17 protein-coding genes are annotated in these 18,928 nt (G+C 68.9%); 7 read left to right on the top strand and 10 right to left on the bottom strand.

The window, feature by feature from the left end; translation table 11 throughout:
* Positions 1-88: 88 nt before the first annotated feature.
* The 3 genes from GVY41_RS03740 to GVY41_RS03730 form a co-directional block, all read right to left on the bottom strand.
* Positions 89-1,930, bottom strand: coding sequence for a TRAP transporter large permease (locus tag GVY41_RS03740; RefSeq protein WP_161343575.1), 1,842 nt, complete (start codon positions 1,928-1,930; stop codon positions 89-91).
* Complete coding sequence (locus GVY41_RS03735; RefSeq protein WP_161343577.1) at positions 1,927-2,511, bottom strand: TRAP transporter small permease subunit; 585 nt, start codon at positions 2,509-2,511, stop codon at positions 1,927-1,929. The genes GVY41_RS03740 and GVY41_RS03735 overlap by 4 nt, the downstream gene beginning before the upstream one ends.
* A gap of 276 nt (positions 2,512-2,787) precedes the next feature.
* Positions 2,788-4,404 (bottom strand): OpgD/OpgG family glucan biosynthesis protein, encoded by a 1,617-nt coding sequence (locus GVY41_RS03730; RefSeq protein ID WP_229725927.1) that lies wholly within the window; start codon positions 4,402-4,404, stop codon positions 2,788-2,790.
* A 245-nt stretch (positions 4,405-4,649) separates the two neighbouring features.
* On the opposite strand from GVY41_RS03730, the gene GVY41_RS03725 reads away from it, so the two are divergent.
* The 6 genes from GVY41_RS03725 (at position 4,650) to GVY41_RS03700 (ending at position 10,337) form a co-directional block, all read left to right on the top strand.
* A complete protein-coding gene (locus GVY41_RS03725) occupies positions 4,650-5,483 on the top strand; it encodes an alpha/beta hydrolase (RefSeq protein ID WP_161343579.1) in 834 nt (277 codons plus the stop codon).
* A gap of 312 nt (positions 5,484-5,795) precedes the next feature.
* Positions 5,796-6,905 (top strand): ABC transporter substrate-binding protein, encoded by a 1,110-nt coding sequence (locus GVY41_RS03720; protein WP_161343581.1) that lies wholly within the window; start codon positions 5,796-5,798, stop codon positions 6,903-6,905.
* A 104-nt stretch (positions 6,906-7,009) separates the two neighbouring features.
* Positions 7,010-7,855, top strand: coding sequence for an ABC transporter permease (locus GVY41_RS03715; protein WP_373283243.1), 846 nt, complete (start codon positions 7,010-7,012; stop codon positions 7,853-7,855).
* A complete protein-coding gene (locus GVY41_RS03710) occupies positions 7,852-8,634 on the top strand; it encodes an ABC transporter permease (RefSeq protein ID WP_161343585.1) in 783 nt (260 codons plus the stop codon). The genes GVY41_RS03715 and GVY41_RS03710 overlap by 4 nt, the downstream gene beginning before the upstream one ends.
* Positions 8,634-9,683: an ABC transporter ATP-binding protein gene (locus GVY41_RS03705; protein WP_161343587.1), complete on the top strand. Its 1,050-nt coding sequence runs from the start codon at positions 8,634-8,636 to the stop codon at positions 9,681-9,683. The genes GVY41_RS03710 and GVY41_RS03705 overlap by 1 nt, the downstream gene beginning before the upstream one ends.
* A gap of 99 nt (positions 9,684-9,782) precedes the next feature.
* A complete protein-coding gene (locus tag GVY41_RS03700) occupies positions 9,783-10,337 on the top strand; it encodes an RBBP9/YdeN family alpha/beta hydrolase (protein ID WP_161343589.1) in 555 nt (184 codons plus the stop codon).
* 10 nt (positions 10,338-10,347) lie between these two features.
* On the opposite strand, the gene GVY41_RS03695 is transcribed toward GVY41_RS03700, so the two are convergent.
* On the bottom strand, positions 10,348-11,103 hold the full coding sequence (locus GVY41_RS03695; protein WP_161343591.1) for a DeoR/GlpR family DNA-binding transcription regulator: 756 nt from the start codon (positions 11,101-11,103) through the stop codon (positions 10,348-10,350).
* Positions 11,104-11,401: 298 nt separating this feature from the next.
* On the opposite strand from GVY41_RS03695, the gene GVY41_RS03690 reads away from it, so the two are divergent.
* Complete coding sequence (locus GVY41_RS03690) at positions 11,402-12,646, top strand: FAD-dependent oxidoreductase (protein WP_202456070.1); 1,245 nt, start codon at positions 11,402-11,404, stop codon at positions 12,644-12,646.
* Here GVY41_RS03690 and GVY41_RS03685 read toward each other — a convergent pair.
* The 6 genes from GVY41_RS03685 to GVY41_RS03660 all read right to left on the bottom strand — a co-directional run bounded on the left by GVY41_RS03685 (position 12,643) and on the right by GVY41_RS03660 (position 18,672).
* Complete coding sequence (locus GVY41_RS03685) at positions 12,643-14,373, bottom strand: ABC transporter permease (protein WP_161343592.1); 1,731 nt, start codon at positions 14,371-14,373, stop codon at positions 12,643-12,645. The genes GVY41_RS03690 and GVY41_RS03685 overlap by 4 nt on opposite strands.
* Complete coding sequence (locus tag GVY41_RS03680; RefSeq protein ID WP_161343594.1) at positions 14,366-15,355, bottom strand: ABC transporter substrate-binding protein; 990 nt, start codon at positions 15,353-15,355, stop codon at positions 14,366-14,368. The genes GVY41_RS03685 and GVY41_RS03680 overlap by 8 nt, the downstream gene beginning before the upstream one ends.
* Positions 15,356-15,466: 111 nt before the next feature.
* Positions 15,467-16,066, bottom strand: coding sequence for a histidine phosphatase family protein (locus GVY41_RS03675; protein ID WP_161343596.1), 600 nt, complete (start codon positions 16,064-16,066; stop codon positions 15,467-15,469).
* Entirely contained in the window at positions 16,063-17,154 is a 1,092-nt protein-coding gene (locus tag GVY41_RS03670; protein WP_161343598.1) for an MBL fold metallo-hydrolase, read from the bottom strand. Before GVY41_RS03670 ends, GVY41_RS03675 begins: the two co-directional genes overlap by 4 nt.
* Entirely contained in the window at positions 17,154-18,251 is a 1,098-nt protein-coding gene (locus GVY41_RS03665; RefSeq protein ID WP_161343600.1) for an ABC transporter ATP-binding protein, read from the bottom strand. The genes GVY41_RS03670 and GVY41_RS03665 overlap by 1 nt, the downstream gene beginning before the upstream one ends.
* A gap of 151 nt (positions 18,252-18,402) precedes the next feature.
* Entirely contained in the window at positions 18,403-18,672 is a 270-nt protein-coding gene (locus GVY41_RS03660; protein ID WP_161343602.1) for a hypothetical protein, read from the bottom strand.
* Positions 18,673-18,928 lie beyond the last annotated feature (256 nt).

Raw genomic sequence — 18,928 nt, 5'->3', positions numbered from 1 at the left:
GGGAAAGGTGGGGTGCGCCCTTGGGTCCCCCGGCCCAAACGAAACCGGCGACCCTTTCGGGCCGCCGGTCGAGGGAGCCGAGGCCCGCTCAGTTCGCGGGCGCGGGCGCCTGAAGCCCGGGCGGCAGCCCAAGCCCCGGGACCACGGGGGCAGGCGCAGCAGGGGCTGGCGCAGGGGCTGCACCCGGGGCGAGGCCCGGCGGGGTGCCGAGACCGCCGCCGAGGCCACCCGGAGCCGGAGCGGCGCCGGGGGCGCCCAGGCCTCCGCCCAAGCCACCACCACCCAAACCGCCCCCAAGCCCTCCGCCGCCAAGGCCCGGCATCTGCGGCAGGGTGATGGTGACGTTCGAGGTGTCCACCACCGGCCCCTTGTAGTGCATCACCATCCCGGGGAAGGCGATCACCAGCAGGATCATCAGCACCTGGATGAAGATGAAGGGGATCGCGCCGGTATAGATGTCGCGGGTGCGGACAGCCTCGATCTGACGGCCGGTGACCTTGTCGAGATAGCGGGACTTCGGCACGACAGAGCGCAGGTAGAACAGCGCAAAGCCGAAAGGCGGGGTCAGGAACGAGGTCTGCATGTTCATGCCCAGGATCACGCCCAGGAAGACCAGGTCGATCCCGAGATTGTTCGCCGCGGGCACGATCAGCGGCACGATGATGAACGCGAGCTCGAAGAAGTCGAGGAAGAAGCCGAGGAAGAACAGGATCAGGTTCACCGCGAACAGGAAGCCGTATTCGCCCCCAGGAAGCGCGGTCAGCAGATGTTCGACCCAGATATGGCCGTTGACGCCGTAGAAGGTCAGCGAGAATACCCGCGCGCCGATCAGGATGAACAGCACGAAGGCCGACAGCCGCGTGGTGGCAGCGACGGCGTGGTTGATGACCGTGTAGGACAGCCGCCGCTTGAAGAAGGCCAGCACCATGGCGCCGACCGCCCCCATCGCGCCTGCCTCGGTCGGGGTGGCGATGCCGAGGAAGATCGTTCCAAGCACGAGGAACACCAGCGCCAGCGGCGGGATCAGCACCATGATCACCTGCTGCGCCAGCCGGGACATGATGTTCAGGCCCAGCATCTTGTCGGCGAGGGTGAAGGCGTAGATCGCCAGAACCCCGACCACGGCACCCAGAATGTCGGCATTGGTGCCGTGGGTGGGCGAGAGCCAGACATGGGCACCATAGCCGATCGCCATCAGCGCCGCGAAGGCCACCATCAGCGAGGTGACGCCGCGCCCCAGCGTGCGCACCTCGGGCGGCAGCGCCGGGACCGAGGAGGGACGGAAGATCGACAGCATCATGATGTAGAGGATGTAGAGCCCGGTCAGCAGCAGCGCCGGCAGCAGCGCGCCCTTGTACATGTCACCGACCGACCGGCCGAGCTGGTCGGCCAGCACGATCAGCACCAGGCTGGGCGGGATGATCTGCGCCAATGTGCCCGAAGCCGCGATCACTCCGCTGGCGACGCCGCGGTTGTAGCCATAGCGCAGCATGACCGGCAGCGAGATCAGGCCCATGGCGATCACCGAGGCGGCAACGACGCCAGTGGTGGCGGCCAGCAGCGCGCCCACGATGATGACGGCATAGGCGACCCCGCCGCGGACCGGACCGAAGAGCTGGCCCACGGTGTCGAGCAGATCCTCGGCCATGCCGGAGCGTTCGAGGATGATGCCCATCAGGGTGAAGAACGGGATCGCCAGCAAGGTATCGTTCGCCATGACCCCGCCGAAGAAACGGTCAGGGAGCGCGGTGAGCAAGGGCCAGGAGAGGTTGATGTTGCCCCCCGAAAGCGGCGCAAGCTCTACCCCGATGAAGAAGAAGAACAGGCCATTGGCAGCCAGCGAGAAGGCCACCGGATAGCCCATGAGCAGGAAGGCCACCAGCGAGACGAACATGATCGGCGCGAGGTTTTCGGCGATGAAGACCATCATTTCTTGATCTCCTTGATCAGCGCCTCGGCCTCGGCCGCTGCCGCGTCATGCGACGAGATGAAGGGGACGGGATCGGGAATCCGCCCGCGCATCACCGCGATCTTCTTGATGATCTCGGAAATGCCCTGCAGCGCCAGCATCGAGAACCCGGCCAGCAGCAGCGCCTTGGCGGGCCAGATGATCAGGCCGCCGGAATTGGTGGACACCTCGCCCGAGGTATAGGAGCGGGTGGTGTAGGGGATGAGGTAATAGATCATCAGCGCGCAGAACGGCATCAGGAAGACCACATGGCCGAAGAGGTCGATCCAGTGCTGCACCCGGCGCGAGAAGGCACCATAGACGATGTCGATGCGGATATGCTCGTTCTGCTTCAGCGTATAGGCCGCAGCCAGCAGGAACGCCGCGCCGAACAGATACCATTGCAGTTCGAGCCAGGCATTCGACGAGATGTTCATCGTCTTGCGGACCACCGCATTGGCAGCGCTGACCAGCACCGCCACCAGGATCAGCCAGGACACGGCCTTTCCGATGATCTCGTTCACCCGGTCGATGACTGCAGACAGGGCTAGTAAACCACCCATAGCCGTCCTCCCTTGAATTACATTCACCCCCCGCCACGACCCTGTGACGGAATCCTGCCTTCCTATGGCCGAGGCGCAGGAATGCGTCAATCATGACGGGTCGGCAGCAGCCTTGAAAAGAACGGTTTCCGGGGCGTTGGCGGGCGGCGCTGCAAGGGCGCGCAGCCTCGCAGGCGGGGCTGCGGTCTGGCTGCGTTCGGGCATCGCGGGGGCGCTGCCCCCGCACCCCCGGGATATTTGGGCAAAGAAGATGGGGGAGTGCGGGGAGTGGCGCCCTCAGCGGGCGCGGTCGTATTGCGCCGGCTGGACCTGGCCGAGCCAGGTTTCGGTGAGCGGCGCGCCGTTCCGCGACAGATAGGCGCGCATGTCCACCGTCTCGACCCCCGGCGCGGCGATGTCGAAGATCAGGCGCCAGCGGTCGGTGCCCACCACCGGCAGGGTATACGCCTGCACCAGCTCCACCCCTTCGGGCAGGGTGATCTCGGGGGTGACGCCGTCCTGCTGGCCGAGGCCCTTGACTGCGGGGCCCTCGAAATCCAGCACCATCTTCAGGTGCCCCGGCGGGCGCGGATGGCCGGGGATGCCGCCGGCGCCGATGCGTGTGGCGACGGTGCGGGCGAGCGGGGTTTCCACCGGCGCATCGATGCCCCAGTGCATCTTGTAGTCGAACTGCATCTGGCTGCCGGCGACGGGCTGTTCGGCCGGGTTCCAGAAGGCAACGATATTGTCGTAGATCTCGTCATTGGTCGGGATCTCGACCAGTTGCACCGCGCCCGCGCCCCAGCCCGACATCGGCTCGATCCAGACCGCGGGGCGCTTGTCGTAGAAGACCCCGTCATCCTCGTAATTGGCATAGTTGCGGTCACGCTGGATCAGGCCGAATCCCTTGATGTCCTGCCCCAGGAAGCTGGAGGTCACCACGCGGGCCGGGTTGTTGAGCGGGCGCCAGATCTGCTCGCCATTGCCCATGACCATCATCAGCCCGTCGGTGTCATGCACCTCGGGGCGCCAGTCGAAGCCAAGGACGCGGTTGGTTTCGGAATACCAGAACATCGAGGTCAGCGGGCCGATCCCCAGCCGTTCGACCGGCGCGCGGAAGTGGAGGCGGCTGGAGATTTCCATGACCTGGCCCTTGCCCTCGGCATGGGTGGTCTTCATCCGGTAGGCGCCGGTGACGGAAGGGCTGTCCATCAGCGCGTGGATGATGACGTCCGACGAGCCGTCGGCGGGCTCTTCGATGTAGAATTCGGTGAAGCGGGGGAACTCCTCGGGGGTGCCGAGGCCGGTGTCGAGCGCGAGGCCCCGGGCCGAGAGCCCGTATTGGCGCAGCGCGCCATCGGTGCGGAAATAGGCGCCGCCGAGGAAGCTGATCCAGTCGGTCTTGAGGTCCTCGCGCATCAGGCGGAAGCCGGCAAAGCCGGTGCCGTCCGTCAGAGCGCGCGCCGGGCTGTCCTCGGGCATGTCGAAGAAGCGCGGGTCATAGACCACCTCGCGCGACTGGTCGCCCTCGACCACGGCCATCTTCACCGGGCTGCGGAAATAGGTGCCGAGGTGGAAGAACTGCACCGGCATGTCGCCGACCTTGACGGTGGCCTCGGGCCGGAAGGCGATGCGCCAATGCGCGTCATAGTCGATCCGCTCCAGCACGTCGGGCTGCGCGACCCTCGGGGCCTGATAGGGCGCGGCGGCCAGCGCCCTGGCCCGTTCGGCCAGCAGCTCGAAGGAAAACGGCTGCGGCGCGGCGAGGGCCGGGGTGAAGGGGGCAGCGGTTTCGGCCGCCACCGGCGTCACCGTCTCGGCTGTGGCGGCAAGGGGCAGCGCCAGCGCGGCCAGCGCAACAAGGCGCAGCAGGGGCGAGCGGCGGGCGGGCGGGCACGGGGCGGGACGGCGCAAGGCGGAACTCCACGGGAATATCTGTCAGGGGCGCTATGTCGCCTGACATGGCAAAAAAGCAAGGGGCTTCTGCGTTCGGGCGGCGCAGAATGCTGCACGCGCGAGATTTCGCGCGCGCTCTGTCCCGAAACCGGCCGGGTTCTGCCGTTTTTGGGATATTTGCCCGGCGCACGGTGCCTCGCAGGGGTCTTGCGGCGGCGAGGCCGGTTGGCGAAGGTGGCGGCGAACGGGACGGGAGACAGGCGATGCGCGACTGGGATAATGCCTATGCCAACGGGGCGCATATTCCGGATGCGGAGGCGTTTGTGCCACGCTGGCAGGCCGACGCGGCGGCGTTCCGGGAGGGGGCGTTCCGGGAGGGGGCGGGCGTGGAGGGGGCGGGCGGGCAACTCGACATCGCCTATGGCGCGGGCCCGCGGGAACGGCTGGACCTGTTCCTGCCAGAGGGGGAGCCGCGCGGGCTCTGTGTCTTCGTGCATGGCGGCTACTGGAAGGCCTTCGACAAGTCGCTGTGGTCGCATCTGGCGGCGGGGGCGCGGGCGCGGGGATGGGCGGTCGCCCTGCCCTCCTATCCCTTGGCGCCAGAGGCGCGGATTGCCGAGATCACCGCGGCGGTGGCGCGGGCGATCACTGCCGCCGCCGAACTGGTGCCGGGGCCGCTGCGGCTGGCGGGGCATTCGGCGGGCGGGCATCTGGTGGCCCGGATGGCCTGCACGCAGACGCCGCTGCCCGAAGCGGTGGCGGCGCGCGTGCAGCATGTGCTGTCCATCAGCGGCGTGCATGACCTGCGCCCGCTGCTGGCGACGCAGATGAACGCCGTGCTGGGGCTGACGCTGGCCGAGGCGCGGGCCGAGAGCCCTGCCCTTGCCGAGCCGCGCCCCGGCACGGCGGCGACGACCTGGGTCGGCGTCGATGAACGGCCGGAATTCCGCCGCCAGTCGGCGCTGATCGCCAATGCCTGGGCCGGGTTCGACACGGATCTGCGGCTGGTCGAGGTGCCGGGCCACCACCATTTCGACGTGATCGCGGATCTGACATCGCCCGAGAGCGAGCTGACCCAAGCCTTCGTGGGCGCGTAAGGAAGCAGGTGGCAGAATCGGTCCTGATTCGCCAATGCCGCGGTGTCACCCGCATGTTGACCGCGAAGATTCGCCGCCCGGCCCCCTGCGCCAAGTCCTTGACGCGCCACGGCTTCCGCCCGCAATTAAGGCAAATCGCGCCCGGGGTTCTGCTTTCGTTGGCCTGCGAACGAGACTGTTGCCAGACAGCGCGTCCCGCGCTTAGCTGCTGTCACATGATTGACGTATCCGAGAGATAGGCGTCCGGGCATCGGCCCCTCGGTTCGTACCGCGGGGCCCCTCTGATCCAACCGGACCAACAGGGAGTTTGAAATGAAATCGACCGTGAAAGCGTCGGGCGCCTTTGCCCTTGCCGCGCTGCTGGCCTCGACCACGCTGGTCCAGGCGCAGTCGCTGGCCGAGATCGAGACCGCCGCCAAGGCGGAAGGCATGCTGACCACGATCGCGCTGCCGCATTCGTGGTGTGGCTATGGCGACGTGATCGCCGGCTTCAAGGCCAAGTATCCCGAGATCAGCGTGAACGAGCTGAACCCCGATGCCGGTTCGGCCGACGAGCTGGAAGCGGTGCGGGCCAACAAGGACAACAAGGGCCCGCAAGCCCCGGACGTTCTGGATGTCGGCCTGTCCTTCGGTCCGGCCGCCCAGGCTGAAGGCCTGCTGCAGCCCTACAAGGTCGCCACCTGGGACACGATCCCGGAAGATGCCAAGGATGCCGACGGCAACTGGTATGGCGACTATTACGGCGTGATGGCCTTCGTGGTGAACACCGATCTGGTGCCGAACCCGCCGATGTCCTTCGAGGACCTGCTGAAGCCGGAATATGCCGGTCAGGTGGCGCTGGCGGGCGATCCGCGCGCCTCCAACCAGGCGATCCTGGGTGTGCTGGCGGCCGGCATGGCGCGCGGCGCCGAGCCGGGTGCGGAAGCTGCCGAAGCGGGCCTCGCGTTCTTCAAGGAGCTGAACGAGGCCGGGAACTTCGTTCCGGTCATCGGCAAGGCCGGCACCCTCGCCCAGGGAACCACGCCGATCGTCATCGCCTGGGACTACAACGCGCTGTCGTGGCGCGATGGCCTGAACGGCAACCCGCCGGCCGATGTCATCGTGCCGTCGGACGTGACGCTTGCGGGTGTCTATGTGCAGGCGATCAGCGCCTATGCGCCGCAGCCGAACGCCGCCAAGCTGTGGATGGAATACCTCTACAGCGACGAGGGTCAGCTGGGCTGGCTGGCCGGTTACTGCCACCCGATCCGCTTCAACGATCTGGTCGCCAAGGGCGTGGTCCCGCAGGACATGCTGGACAAGCTGCCCCCGGCCGACGCCTACGAGCGCGCGGTGTTCCCGTCGATCGAGGCGGTGAACGCCAACTCCGAAGCGGTCAAGGCTGGCTGGGATTCGGTCGTCGGCGCCAACGTGGTCGAGTGATCCATTGAACCGGGGCGGGCCTGAAAGGGCCCGCCCTGTCCTTGCCTGACACCTCTTCATCAGAATCGCGGGACCGGATGGCCGATCTTTCCTCTGTGCGCCGCATGCTGACCCCGCGATGGCTGGGCGTTGCGCCGTTCTTCCTGTTCGCGCTGATGTTCCTGATCCTGCCGGCGCTGTCGATCGTGTTCGGCGCGTTTCGCGCGCCCGGTGGCGGCTTCACGCTGGACAATGTGGCGGGGCTGAACACGCCGACGATCCGCGGCGCCTATTGGGTGTCGATCCGGCTGAGCTTCTGGTCGGCGCTGCTGGGATGCGCCATCGGTTTCGCCATGGCAGCGGCCATCGTGCTCGGCGGGCTGCCGCGCGGGATCCGCTCGCCGATGCTGACCTTCTCGGGCGTGGCGTCGAACTTCGCCGGCCTGCCGCTGGCCTTTGCCTTCATCGCCACCATCGGCCCGGCGGGGCTGATCACCGTATGGCTGCGCACCGAATTCGGCATCAACCTGCGGGCCGCGACCGGGTTCAACCTGTTCTCGACCACCGGGCTGATCATCACCTACCTGTTCTTCCAGGTGCCGCTGATGATCCTGATCATCACCCCGGCGCTGGACGGGCTGAAGCGCGAATGGCGCGAGGCGGCCTCGATGCTGGGGGCGACCGGCTGGCAATACTGGCGGATGGTGGCGCTGCCGATCCTGCTGCCGTCCCTTCTGGGCACTTTCGCGCTGCTGTTCGCCAATTCCTTCGGCGCGGTCGCCACCGCCTTTGCGCTGGCCGGCCCGCAACTGAACATCGCGCCGATCCTGCTGTTCAGCCAGATCCGCGGCGACGTTCTGGGCAATCCCGGCCTTGGGTATGCGCTGGCCTTTGGCATGATCGTCATTACCGGCGGGGCCAATGCGGCCTATCTGATCCTGCGGGCCCGGGCCGAGAGGTGGCAGAAATGATGCGCTTCATGTCCTGGACGGCGTTCCTGCTGGGATCGCTGATCTTCATCCTGCCGCTGCTGGGGATGACCGAGTTCTCGCTGTCGATGCGGCGCGGGGTCTATTCGCTCGATGCCTACATGTCGGTGCTGTCCGACCCGGTGTTCCGAGCGACCTTTTCCTATTCGGTGATGATGGCGCTGTTCACCATCGTCTTTGGCGTGCTGCTGGTGGTGCCCACCGCCTATTGGGTCCGCCTGAAGATGCCCGAGCTGCGCCCGGTGATCGAGTTCATCACCCTGCTGCCGCTGGTGATCCCGGCGATCGTCATCGTCTTCGGCTATATCCGGCTCTACAACACCTCCAGCTGGCTGCCGCTGACCGGCTCGACCATGGGCACCAACATCCTGCTGATGTTCGGCTATTCGGCGCTGGCCCTGCCCTACATGTACCGCGCTGTCGATACCGGGCTGCGGACCATCGACATCGCCACGCTGACCGAGGCGGCGCAGTCGATGGGCGCGGGCTGGGTGCAGATCTTCGCGCGGGTGATCTTGCCCAACGTGCTGGTGGCGGTGCTGTCGGGAGCGTTCCTGACCTTCGCGGTGGTGATCGGCGAGTTCACCATGGCGGCGTTGCTGAACCGCCCGGCCTTTGGCCCCTACCTGCAGCTGGTCGGCGCCAACAAGGCCTATGAGCCGGCCGCGCTGGCAGTGATCGCCTTTGCCATAACCTGGGCCTGCATGGGCCTGATCCAGCTGGTCACCCGGCTTTCCAAACACACAAGGGCGCAACGCTGATGGCCTTTCTGAAGATTGCGCATCTGGAAAAATCCTTTGGCACGACCCGCGTCGTCAAGGATTTCGACCTCGAGATCGAAAGGGGCGAGTTCGTCTCGCTGCTGGGTCCGTCGGGCTGCGGCAAGACCACGGTGCTGCGAATGGTGGCGGGGTTCGAAACCCCGTCCAGCGGCGCGATCATCGTCGACGGCAAGGACATCGTCGGCCTGCGCCCGAACCAGCGCAATATCGGCATGGTGTTTCAGGCCTATGCGCTGTTCCCGAACCTGACCGTTGCGGAAAACGTGGCTTTCGGGCTGAAGATCAAGGGCACCCCGGCAGAGCAGCGCGACGCGCGGGTGAAGGAGATGCTGGCGATGATCGGCCTGCCCGATCTGGGCGGCCGCTATCCGTTCCAGCTGTCGGGCGGCCAGCAGCAACGCGTGGCACTGGCCCGGGCGCTGGCGGTGCAGCCGCAGGTGCTGCTGCTCGATGAGCCGCTCTCGGCGCTCGATGCCAAGATCCGCGTCAGCCTGCGCACCCAGATCCGCGACATCCAGCGCGAGCTTGGCATCACCACCATCTTCGTCACGCATGATCAGGAAGAGGCGCTGTCGATCTCGGACCGGATCGTGGTGATGAATGGCGGCGTGGCCGAACAGGTCGGCGCGCCGTTCGAGATCTACAACCGCCCCGCCACCCGCTTCGTGGCGCAATTCGTCGGCACGCTGAACCTGATCGAGGCCGATGTGACCCTGCCCGAAACCGGCACCGTGCGGATCGGCACCACCGAGATCAGCCTTGGCCGCCCGCTGAAGCCGGGACGGGTGACGCTGGCCTGCCGGCCCGAGGCTGTCAGCCTTGGCCTGGCCGACGGGCGCCCGCTGGTGCTGCATGCGGAAATCGGCGAGGTACATTTCCTCGGCGCCGTGATCCGGGTGCAGGCCCGCGCCGGGCGCACGACCCTGTCGCTCGACACCTTCAACCGGCCCGACACCCCGCCCCCTGCCGCGGGCGACAAGGTGCAGGTCTCGATCTCGCCCGCCGATCTGCTGGTGCTCGAGGCCTGAGCGCATAAGCGCCGTCACGCAGTCTTGCATACGCGCCTGCGGAACCGCCCCCTGCGCCCCGCGTTCCCGCTGCAGAGCAGGACACAGGGGCGCAGATCCATGACCAAGACACTGATCATCCCGGGCCGTCACGGCGCCGAGGTGGCCCATTGGCAGCACTGGTGGGCCATGCGTGACCCGGCCGCGCTGATCGTGGCGCAAGAGCCTTGGGCCGCCGATGCCCCCGATGCCTGGGAGATGCAGGTCGCCGGCGCGATCCTGGCGCATCCGGGGGCGATTTTGGTCGGGCATGGCTATGGTGCGGTGGTCGCGGCGCGGCTGCTGACCCATTGGCCGCAACTGCAGGTCGCGGGCGCGCTGCTGGTGGCGCCGGCCGACCCTGACTCGGGCCCGTTGCCGGAAGGCCGCATCACCGTCCCCGCCCTGCTGGTCGCCAGCCGCAACGACCCGCATCTGCCCTTCGCCGCCGCCATGCGGCAGGCGCGCCTTTGGGGGGCGGAGCCGGTGGATATCGGTCGCGCCGGACATATCGATACCGAGGCGGGCTTTGGCCCGTGGCCCGAGGGAATGGAACTGCGCGACGGGGTACTGGACGGGCTGCGCGGCGGGCTGGAGCCGGGACCGGCAGCGCCGCGCCTTCTGCGCAGGCGCTAGGCCATCATCATCAACGCCAGGCCACGTTTGCCGCGCGCAGCCGGGCGGCGAGGGCGGGTTCGGGCTCGGCCTCGGTCACCAGCAGATCGACGCGCCGCGCCGGGCAGACCCGGAACGCCGCCTTGCGCCCGAACTTCGAGCCATCGACCAGCAGCACCAGCTGATCGGCATTCTCGATCATCGCCCGCGCCACCTGCGCCTCGTCGAAATCGGTTGTGGTGGCGCCGGATTCGGCGTCGAAGCCCGCCACCGTCAGCACCGCGTGATCGGCCTGAAAACCGGCGATCTGCGCCAGGGCCATCGGCCCGACCGTCTGGTCGTTGCCGGGGTTGAAACTGCCCCCCAGCAGGAAGACCCGGGTGCCGCGATCGGCGGCGGCGAATATCTGGGCGATGCGCAGGGCGTTGGTGATGATGGTGAGGCCGCCGACCGGGGCCAGCGCCTCGGCCGCGATCACCGTGGTCGACCCGGTGTCGATGAACAGCGTGTCCCCCGGCTCGACCAGTTGGCGCAGCTTGTCCGCGATGACCCGCTTGGCGGCGGCATTCTCGGTCATGCGGTCCTGAAAGCTGCCCTCGGTCAGCAGCCGGAGCCGTTTCGCCCCGCCATGCACCTTCTGTACAAGCCCGCCCTCGGCCAGCTGTGCCAGATCGCGGCGGATGGTTTCGGCCGACACCCCGAAGCGGCCCGCAAGATCCTCGACCGACATCTGGCCCTCCTGCCCGATGACATCCGCGATCCCCGCCTGGCGCGCCCTGGGTTTCATGCAGCCTCTCATTGCGTCAAGCGAAGCCGAGGCCGGGGGCGCATGTCAACGAATTTGGCAAGATTATGGCAGCTGAGCTGACCGAAACAGGGCGTTTGTTGACTGAACGGGCAAAGCGTGGCAGATCCGAAAGCGTGCCGATTTGCCCGGATGGCGCCCAAATTTCAGAAAAGAACGCGAATTTGTCCCCCGCCAGCGACCCTGCCCCGCAGCAAGCCAGCCCCCGACACGCGCTGTTGCCGCCGGCCGTATTCGCCCGGCACGGGCAATTGCGGCGCAAATGTGGCGCGGCAGAATCGTGACTGACCTTCCCGGAAATTGCGACGTGGCGGTCATCGGCGCGGGCCCGGCCGGGCTTGCCGCCGCGGCCGAGTTGCGGGCCTGCGGTGCGGGCCGGGTGATCGTGCTGGACCGCGCGCAGGTGCCGGGCGGCGGCGCCCGCCATTGCGACCTGCCAGCCTATGGCTTGCGCGAATTTCTCCGGCCCTTGCGCGGCCCCGCCTATGCAGCGCGGCTTGCGCAGGCCGCCTGGGATTCGGGCGCGCTGATCTTTCCCGGAACCGCAGTCACCGCACTGCACAGCGGCCCGCGGCTGACCGTTTCCACGCCCGGAGGCACGCAGGAGATCGTCGCGCGCCGGGTGCTGGTCTGCACCGGCGCGCGCGAATCCGGCTGGGCCGAGCGGCAGATCGCGGGCAGCGGCGCGGCTGGCGTGCTGACCACGGCCGAGCTGAAGCGGCGGCTGCATCACGGCGGGCGGCTGCCCTTCCAAAGCCCGTTGCTGCTGGGAACCGAGGCGGTCGCGCTCTCGGCGCTGCTAACCTGCCAGGACGCGGGCATCCACCCCGTGGCCGTCGTCGAGCCCTCCTCCCGCGTCATCGCGCGTTGGCCTGCAGGGCTGCTGCCGCGGATCCTGGGCATTCCGCTGCTGCTGAACACCGATCTGGTGGGGATCGAGGGCGAGACCGGCCTGCGCGAGATGGTCCTGCGCGGCCCGGACGGGGCAGAGCGGCGCCTGCAGGCCGATGGCGTGATCCTGACCGGGCGCTACCTGCCCGAGGCAGGGCTGCTGCGCGGGCACCTCGCGCTCGATCCGCGCACGGGCGGGCCCGAGGTCGACCAGTTCGGCCGCTGCTCGGACCCCGGCTATTTCGCCGCGGGGAACCTGCTGCGCCCGGTGGAAACGGCGTCCTGGTGCTGGCGCGAGGGCCGCCGCGCCGCCCGCGCCATCGCTGCCAGCCTGCGCGGGGCCCTGCCGCCGCGTGCGGGCGGGCTGCTGCTGGAGGTCGAGGGGCCGACGCTGAAATATGTGGTGCCGCAACGGCTTGTGACGCGCGGCTGCGGCGAGGGAGCGGCCGATATGCTGCAGCTGCGGGTGACGCGGCCGGTGATGGGCCGGCTGGTGGTGACGCGGGGCGGCGAGGAACTCTGGTCCGGCCGCATCCGCTCCGGCCCCGAGCGGCGGCTGACCCTGCCGATCGGCGGGCTGCCGGTGGGCGAGAGCGGGGTGCTGAGCCTGCGGGTTGACGAGGAGCTGCTCTAGCTGCGCCAGGGCAGCGTGCCCGGCGGCAACCACCCCGCCAGCCGGTCCAGCGCCAGCGCCAGCAGCAGCACGAAGCCGACCGAGGCCGCCGACAGCGCCGCCGCGCCGGTGGAATTGCCCTCGTATTGCAGCGAGAACACCATCACCCCCACCGTCTCGACCCCGCTCGACCACAGCAGCGCCGAGAGGGTCAGCTCGTTGAACGCGGTCAGGAACACCAGCACGGCCCCCGCCACCAGCGAGGGCGCGGCCATCGGCGCGGTGATGCGGGCGATGCGGGTGAGGAGCCCGGCGCCGACGATCCGCGCCGCCTCGTCCAGCGCCGGTTCGGTGCCGGCCATCGCCACGGTCGCGGGACCAAGCACCAGCGGCAGGAAGCGCGCGAGATAGGCCAGCAGCAGGATGGTGGAGGTGCCGTAGATCGAGACCCCGATCCCTGGCAGCGGCGGCAGGAAGACAAGGATATAGGCCAGCGCCAGCACCGTGCCCGGCACCACGAAGGGCGCATCGGTCAGCCACAGCAGCCTGCGCGCGAGCGCATGCCGCCGCTGCGCCGCCATGTAGCCGATGCCGAGGGCGACCACGGCCGAGATCACCGCCGCCGCCAGCGACAGCCATGCGGAATTGGCAAAGGCGCGGCGGATGGTGGCATTGGTCAGCAGCGTGTCGGTGAAGTTGGCGAAGGTCAGCGTCTGCAACGTCAGCGGCACGCCGAGCGCCGGCGACAGCGCCGTTCCCAGCAGCGCCAGCATCGGCAGCACGGCCATGACCAGCAGCACTGCCCACAGCCCCGCCTCTACCGGCAAGCGCCAGCGCCCCAGCTCCAGCGGTTGCAGGGGTCGCCCGCCCCGGTCCACCGGCACCGCGCGGCGCACCAAAGCCGCCCGCAGCAGCAGCGCCGCGCCCGCCAGCGCCACCAGCAGCAGCGCCAGCACCGCCACCTGCCCGATCACCGCCGGGCCGAAACCGTTCAGCCGCTGATAGATCAGCGTCGTCAGCATCGAGAACCGCCCCGGAATCCCCAGCAGCGCCGGCACTCCGAAATTTCCCACCGCCGCCGCAAAGGCCAGGATCGCGCCCGAGGCGGCAGCAGGCGCCACCAGCGGCAGCACCACGCGGGCCAGGATACGCCCGCGCCCGGCGCCGGCAATCCGCGCCGCCTCCACCAGATCTTCAGGGAGAGCCGCCAGCGCCGCGCGCACCGCCAGGAACACCAGCGGCATATGCTCGATCCCCATCAGCGCGATGATGCCGCCGGCAGAATACATCGGGTTGGTCTGGCCCGGCGCCGGGGCAAGGCCAAGGGGGCCAAGGATCGGCGAGGAGGAGCCCATCAGCTCGATCCAGGCCAGCGCCATGATCTGCGAGGGGATCAGCAGCGGCGCGAGGATCAGGAAAGTCATCGCCACCCGCCCCCGCAGCCGCAGCATCCCCATCGCCAGGGCCAACGCCACGCCAAGCACCGCCGAGACCACGACCGACCCGGCCGAGGCATAGACGGTATTGCCAAAGGCGCGGCCCGTGGCGCGCGCCGCCAGCCCGTCGCGGATCAGCCCGAAGGACTCACCTGCGTCATTCGCCCCGAACGCCTCGGCGAACAGCCGCAGCAGCGGCCAGAGCCCCAGGGCCAGCACATAGAGCGCCAGCAGGGCGACGAGCAGATGCTCGCCGCCCCGTCCTGTCAGCATGGGCCAGGCGCGCTTGACCGGCAGGCCCGTGTCAGCCACCGAAGAGATCCGCGAAGGCCTGCTTGGTCGCCTGATCCTCGGTCAGCATCACGCCGGCATCGGCGGGCAGGATGTTCAGCGTATCGACGGCGGGGTAGCCTTCGGGCTGCGCCACACCGGCGAGGATCGGGAAGTAGCCCTGTGCTACCGACTGCTCCTGCGCGGCCTGCGACAGTTGCCAGTCGACGAACACCTTCGCCGCCTCCGGGTTGTCGCTGTCCTTCAGGATCGCGACCGGCTGGGTGATCGAGGACACGCCTTCCTCGGGGAACACGAACTCGACCGGCGAGCCCTTGGCCTTGGCGTTCATCGCCATGTATTCGATGATGATGCCGTAAGCCTTCTCGCCGCGCGCCACGGCCTCGATCACGGTGCCATTGCCCTGCCCGGCCACGGCGCCATTGTCGGCCAGCGTCTCATAATACTCCCAGCCGAATTCCGGCTGCTGCACCATGGTGCCGACATGGATCACCGCCGCACCGGAATAGAGCGGGCTTGGCATGATCAGCGAGGCGGCGGTTTCGGGCGCGGTCAGGTCGGCCCAGGAGGTCGGGGCCGCGTCCACCATCGTGGTGTTGTAGACGATGCCGGTGGTGATCAGCTTGGTGCCGAAGAAGGTCATGTCCGGGTCGATCAGCGCGGTGGGCACTCCCTCGACCGGCGCATCCGTGTAGGCCAGCAGCCGGTCATCGTTCTTCAGCTGGGTCATCGCCACGGCGTCGGCGATCAGCATCACGTCGGCGGGGGTCGATCCGGCGGTGAATTCCGCCTGCAGCTTGCTCATCAGCTCGGTGGTGCCGGTGCGGAACACCTCGACGGTGATCTCGGGGTGGTCCTTGTTGAAGGCCTCGACCACCAGCGCCATCTGGTCATTGGGCTGCGAGGTATAAACGGTGATGGTGCCGGTCGCCTGCGCGAATGCGGGGCCGGTCAGCGCGGTGCCGGCAAGCAGCGCGAGCGCGAGAGAGGTGCGAAGGGTCATGGTCCTGGCCTTTTCATCGGGGATGTCTGGCCGCTTGGTAGACCCCTCGCTTGACAGTCCTGTGACAGTCGGCGGGGAAAGAAACATTCGGGAGTCACATTTGCGACGGGATCATCGCGGGCGATAGGTCGCCAGCAGCGGATCGGCAAGCTCCGCCGCGCCCAGAACCCGCAAGGACCAGTCGGGCGCCTCGCCCTCCTCCTGCTCGCGCTGAAACAGCACCGGCACGGCATTGGCAAAGCGCGGCAGCTCCACCCCGGGGCACAGGAGCGCGCCCAGAACCCGCGCGGTGCCGGAATGGCCGACGACCAGCACCGGGAAGGGCGGCGTGACCGTCGCCAGCGCGGCGGTCACGCGGCTCTGGAACGCGCCCGGCCCCTCACCCCCCGGCGGCACCATGTCGCGGACCAGCGCGGCATAGGGCTGCTCCTCCCAGATGCCCCAGTTGCGCTCTGCCAGCCCCGGCAGCAGCCGCACCGGCAACCCGTGCCGTGCCGCCACCGTCTCGGCGGTGACGCGCGCACGGATCTGCGGCGAGGACCAGATGGCGGCGATCTGCACCCCTGCCAGCAGCTCTGCCGCGGCCTGCGCCTGCGCGAGACCTTCGGCGTTCAGCGGCACATCGGTGGATCCGGCGATGATCCCGGCGCGGTTATGCGCGGTCTCGCCATGGCGCAGGAACAGGAAGGATTGGGCAAAGAGGGGGATCACCAGCGCATCTCCGGCGCCTGGACCAGCGGCAGGTCCGGCAGAGCGGCGGCCAGATCGGCGGCGCGGGGGGCCTCGACAAAGGCAGCCATCGCCAGGCGGGGCTGCACCGAAGCGGCCAGGGCGGCGATGCCGGTCAGGCGCGGATGCACGTTCCAGCGCAGGAAGCGCGCCTTGCTCGAGGCGACGAGCTCCGCCGCGGGCTTGCCGGTCGCCAGATGGCCGGTGAAGACGATTTCCGCTTCACCCGATTTCGCAAACCGCGCGATCAGCTCTGCCGCCAGCCCGGCATCGCCATTGGGCTTGGCGGCGATCATCACGCCCTGCGCCGGGCTGCCGCCCGCCAGCGCCGCGGTGCCCGCCAGCATCCCCGCCAGCGCCCCGGCCCCGCCCGGCACCAGCGCGCCGGGATGGTCGAGCAGCACGGTTGCCACATGGCGATGCGCAGGGCAGAGCGCGACCGGCAGCCCCGCAGCGGCGAAGGCAATCGCCATCTCCAGCCCGCGTCCCCCCGCCGGGGCCGGTAGCAGCAGCGGGCGAGTGGCGGCGAGGGCCAGTAGCTCGGCCATCTGATCGGCCAGCGGCTGATCGGCCGCGCCATAGGAGGCGTCGAAGACCAGCGCCGCGGCGGGGGCCGGCAGTTCGCAGGGGTAGAGCGTGCTCTCGGCGCTCATGTCGCCGGTGTAAAGCAGCCCGCCCGCGCCGCCGATCCGCATCCAGACCGCGCCGGGGGCATGGCCGCAGGGCCCCGTCTCCACCGTCAGCCCCGCCACCTGCACGGTGCCGCGGATCGGCAGATCCTGCGCATGGGCGAGACGCAGGTCATCGGTCAGCGCCCGCACCGGCGCGGTGGCGTAGACCGGCGGGTTGCCCAACTCGGGCGCCAGATCCAGCGCGCCGATATGGTCGGGATGGCCGTGGCTGATCAGGATCGCATCCACCGAGCCGATGCCGGTGATGTCGGGGCGCATCCCGGCATCGGGGCCTTCGCCCAGATCGAGCAGCAGCCGGGCACCGCCCGTCTCCAACTGGAAACAGGCCGGGCCCTTGACGCCGAGGCCGGAAATCGCGCGCAGATGGAAGCCCGTCATCACGCCACCTCGAACGCGGGCTGCAGGGCCATCGGCGCCAGCGCCTCGCGTGGCAGCACCCAACCGCCCGAGAGGGCGAGCGTCACCTCGGCGCCGGGCTCTACCGGGGCCGCGCTGCGCACCTCGATCAGGTCGGCACCCGCCCCCTCCAGATCCACCGACAGCATGTAATCCCCGCCCTCGAAGCGCAGATCGGCGACCCGGCCAGCCAGCCGCGGCTGCCCCGGCGCAAGCTCCAGCGTCAAATCGCGGGCGCGCAGGCACAGCCAGCCGGGGCCTGCGGGCGCGGACCCCGGCACGGCCAGATCACGGCCCATCAGCCGCACCCGCAGGCGCGCACCGTCAGCCCCCAGCACCTCGACCGGCACCGTCCGCCCCTGCCCCACGAAGCGCGCCACCATCGCCGAGGCGGGGCGGGAGAACAATTCCTGCGGCGGGGCGATCTGCTGCATCCGGCCCCTGTCCATCACCGCGACCAGACCCGCCAGCGCCATCGCCTCGTTCTGGTCATGGGTGACGAAGACGAAGGTGGTGCCGGCCTGGCGGTGGATGCGGCGGAATTCGGCCAGCATCGCCTGGCGCAGATGGGCATCCAGATTGGCCAATGGCTCGTCTAGCAGGATCAGCGCGGGCCGCATCGCAAGGCTGCGCGCCAGTGCCACCCGCTGCCGCTGCCCGCCCGACAGCTCATGCGGGCGGCGATCCGCATGACCCTCCAGCCCGACCAGCGTCAGCGCCTCATGGGTCCGCGCCCGCTGCTCGGCCTTGGACAGGCCCCGCAGCCCGAGGCCGAAGGCGATGTTGCCGGCAACGGTCATGTGCGGCCAGAGCGCGTAGGACTGGAACACCATCCCCAGGTCGCGCTGCGCCGGTTCGACGAAGCGCCCCGCCCCGGCCACAGCCCGCCCGCCAAGCGCAATAGTCCCGGCATCGGGCCGCTCCAGCCCCGCGATCAGCCGCAGGACCGTGGTCTTGCCACAGCCCGAGGGGCCGACCAGGGCGAAGAACGCCCCCGCAGGCACGGTGAAGCTGACGCCATCCACGGCGGTGGTGGCGGCGAAATTTCGGGTGACGGATTGGAATACGATCTCTGCCATGGGCTCCGGTCCTTGGGGCCTTCGCGGTAGTCCGGGGAGATGACGGTTTGATGACACGAATCGAATGACCGGCCGCGAGGCCGGTCATTCATGGTCTGGGCCGGTCGGATTGCCCGCGCTCTGGGGCACCGATCGGATCGACGGGTCGACCTCAGTTGGTCGTGGTCGTCGTGGTGGTGTTGCCTTCACCGTCCTGGGCGCCTGCAACCACTGCTGCCGTGGCCGCGAAGACGCCGCCGACGATCAAGAGGTTGGTGGCCGGAAGCGTCAGGCCGGTGACCGCGCCGGGAAGGCCGAGTGCGGGCGCCGGGGTCGGGGTCGGGGTCGGGGTGGTGCCTTCCTGCGCTACCGCCGGGAGGATGGAAGCGGCGGAAATGGCGAGGACGGAGGCGAGGACGGAGGCGAGGATCTTTACGGTCATGGGGAAAACTCCTGCTGCGGGGTACTCCATGCTTACCACATTCTGCTCTGCAGCACAGCCGCAAATCGGTCCAGCTTCCGCATGAAATAAGGGCGGCGTGCGGATTCCTGCCTGCTGGGGCGGCTGATCTTCCCCGAAAACGGCCGGACAGGCAGGACGCGTCCCTTCTCACGCAGCACAAACGCCGGCTCGAAGGCCCGACGAATCCCCGCTGCCGGCAGCACTGGAAACAAGGCGTCCAGAGGGAGCCGCCCGA

The sequence above is a fragment of the Frigidibacter albus genome (assembly GCF_009908165.1).
Taxonomy (GTDB): domain Bacteria; phylum Pseudomonadota; class Alphaproteobacteria; order Rhodobacterales; family Rhodobacteraceae; genus Frigidibacter; species Frigidibacter albus.
This window is presented reverse-complemented; position numbering and strand designations above follow the sequence as displayed.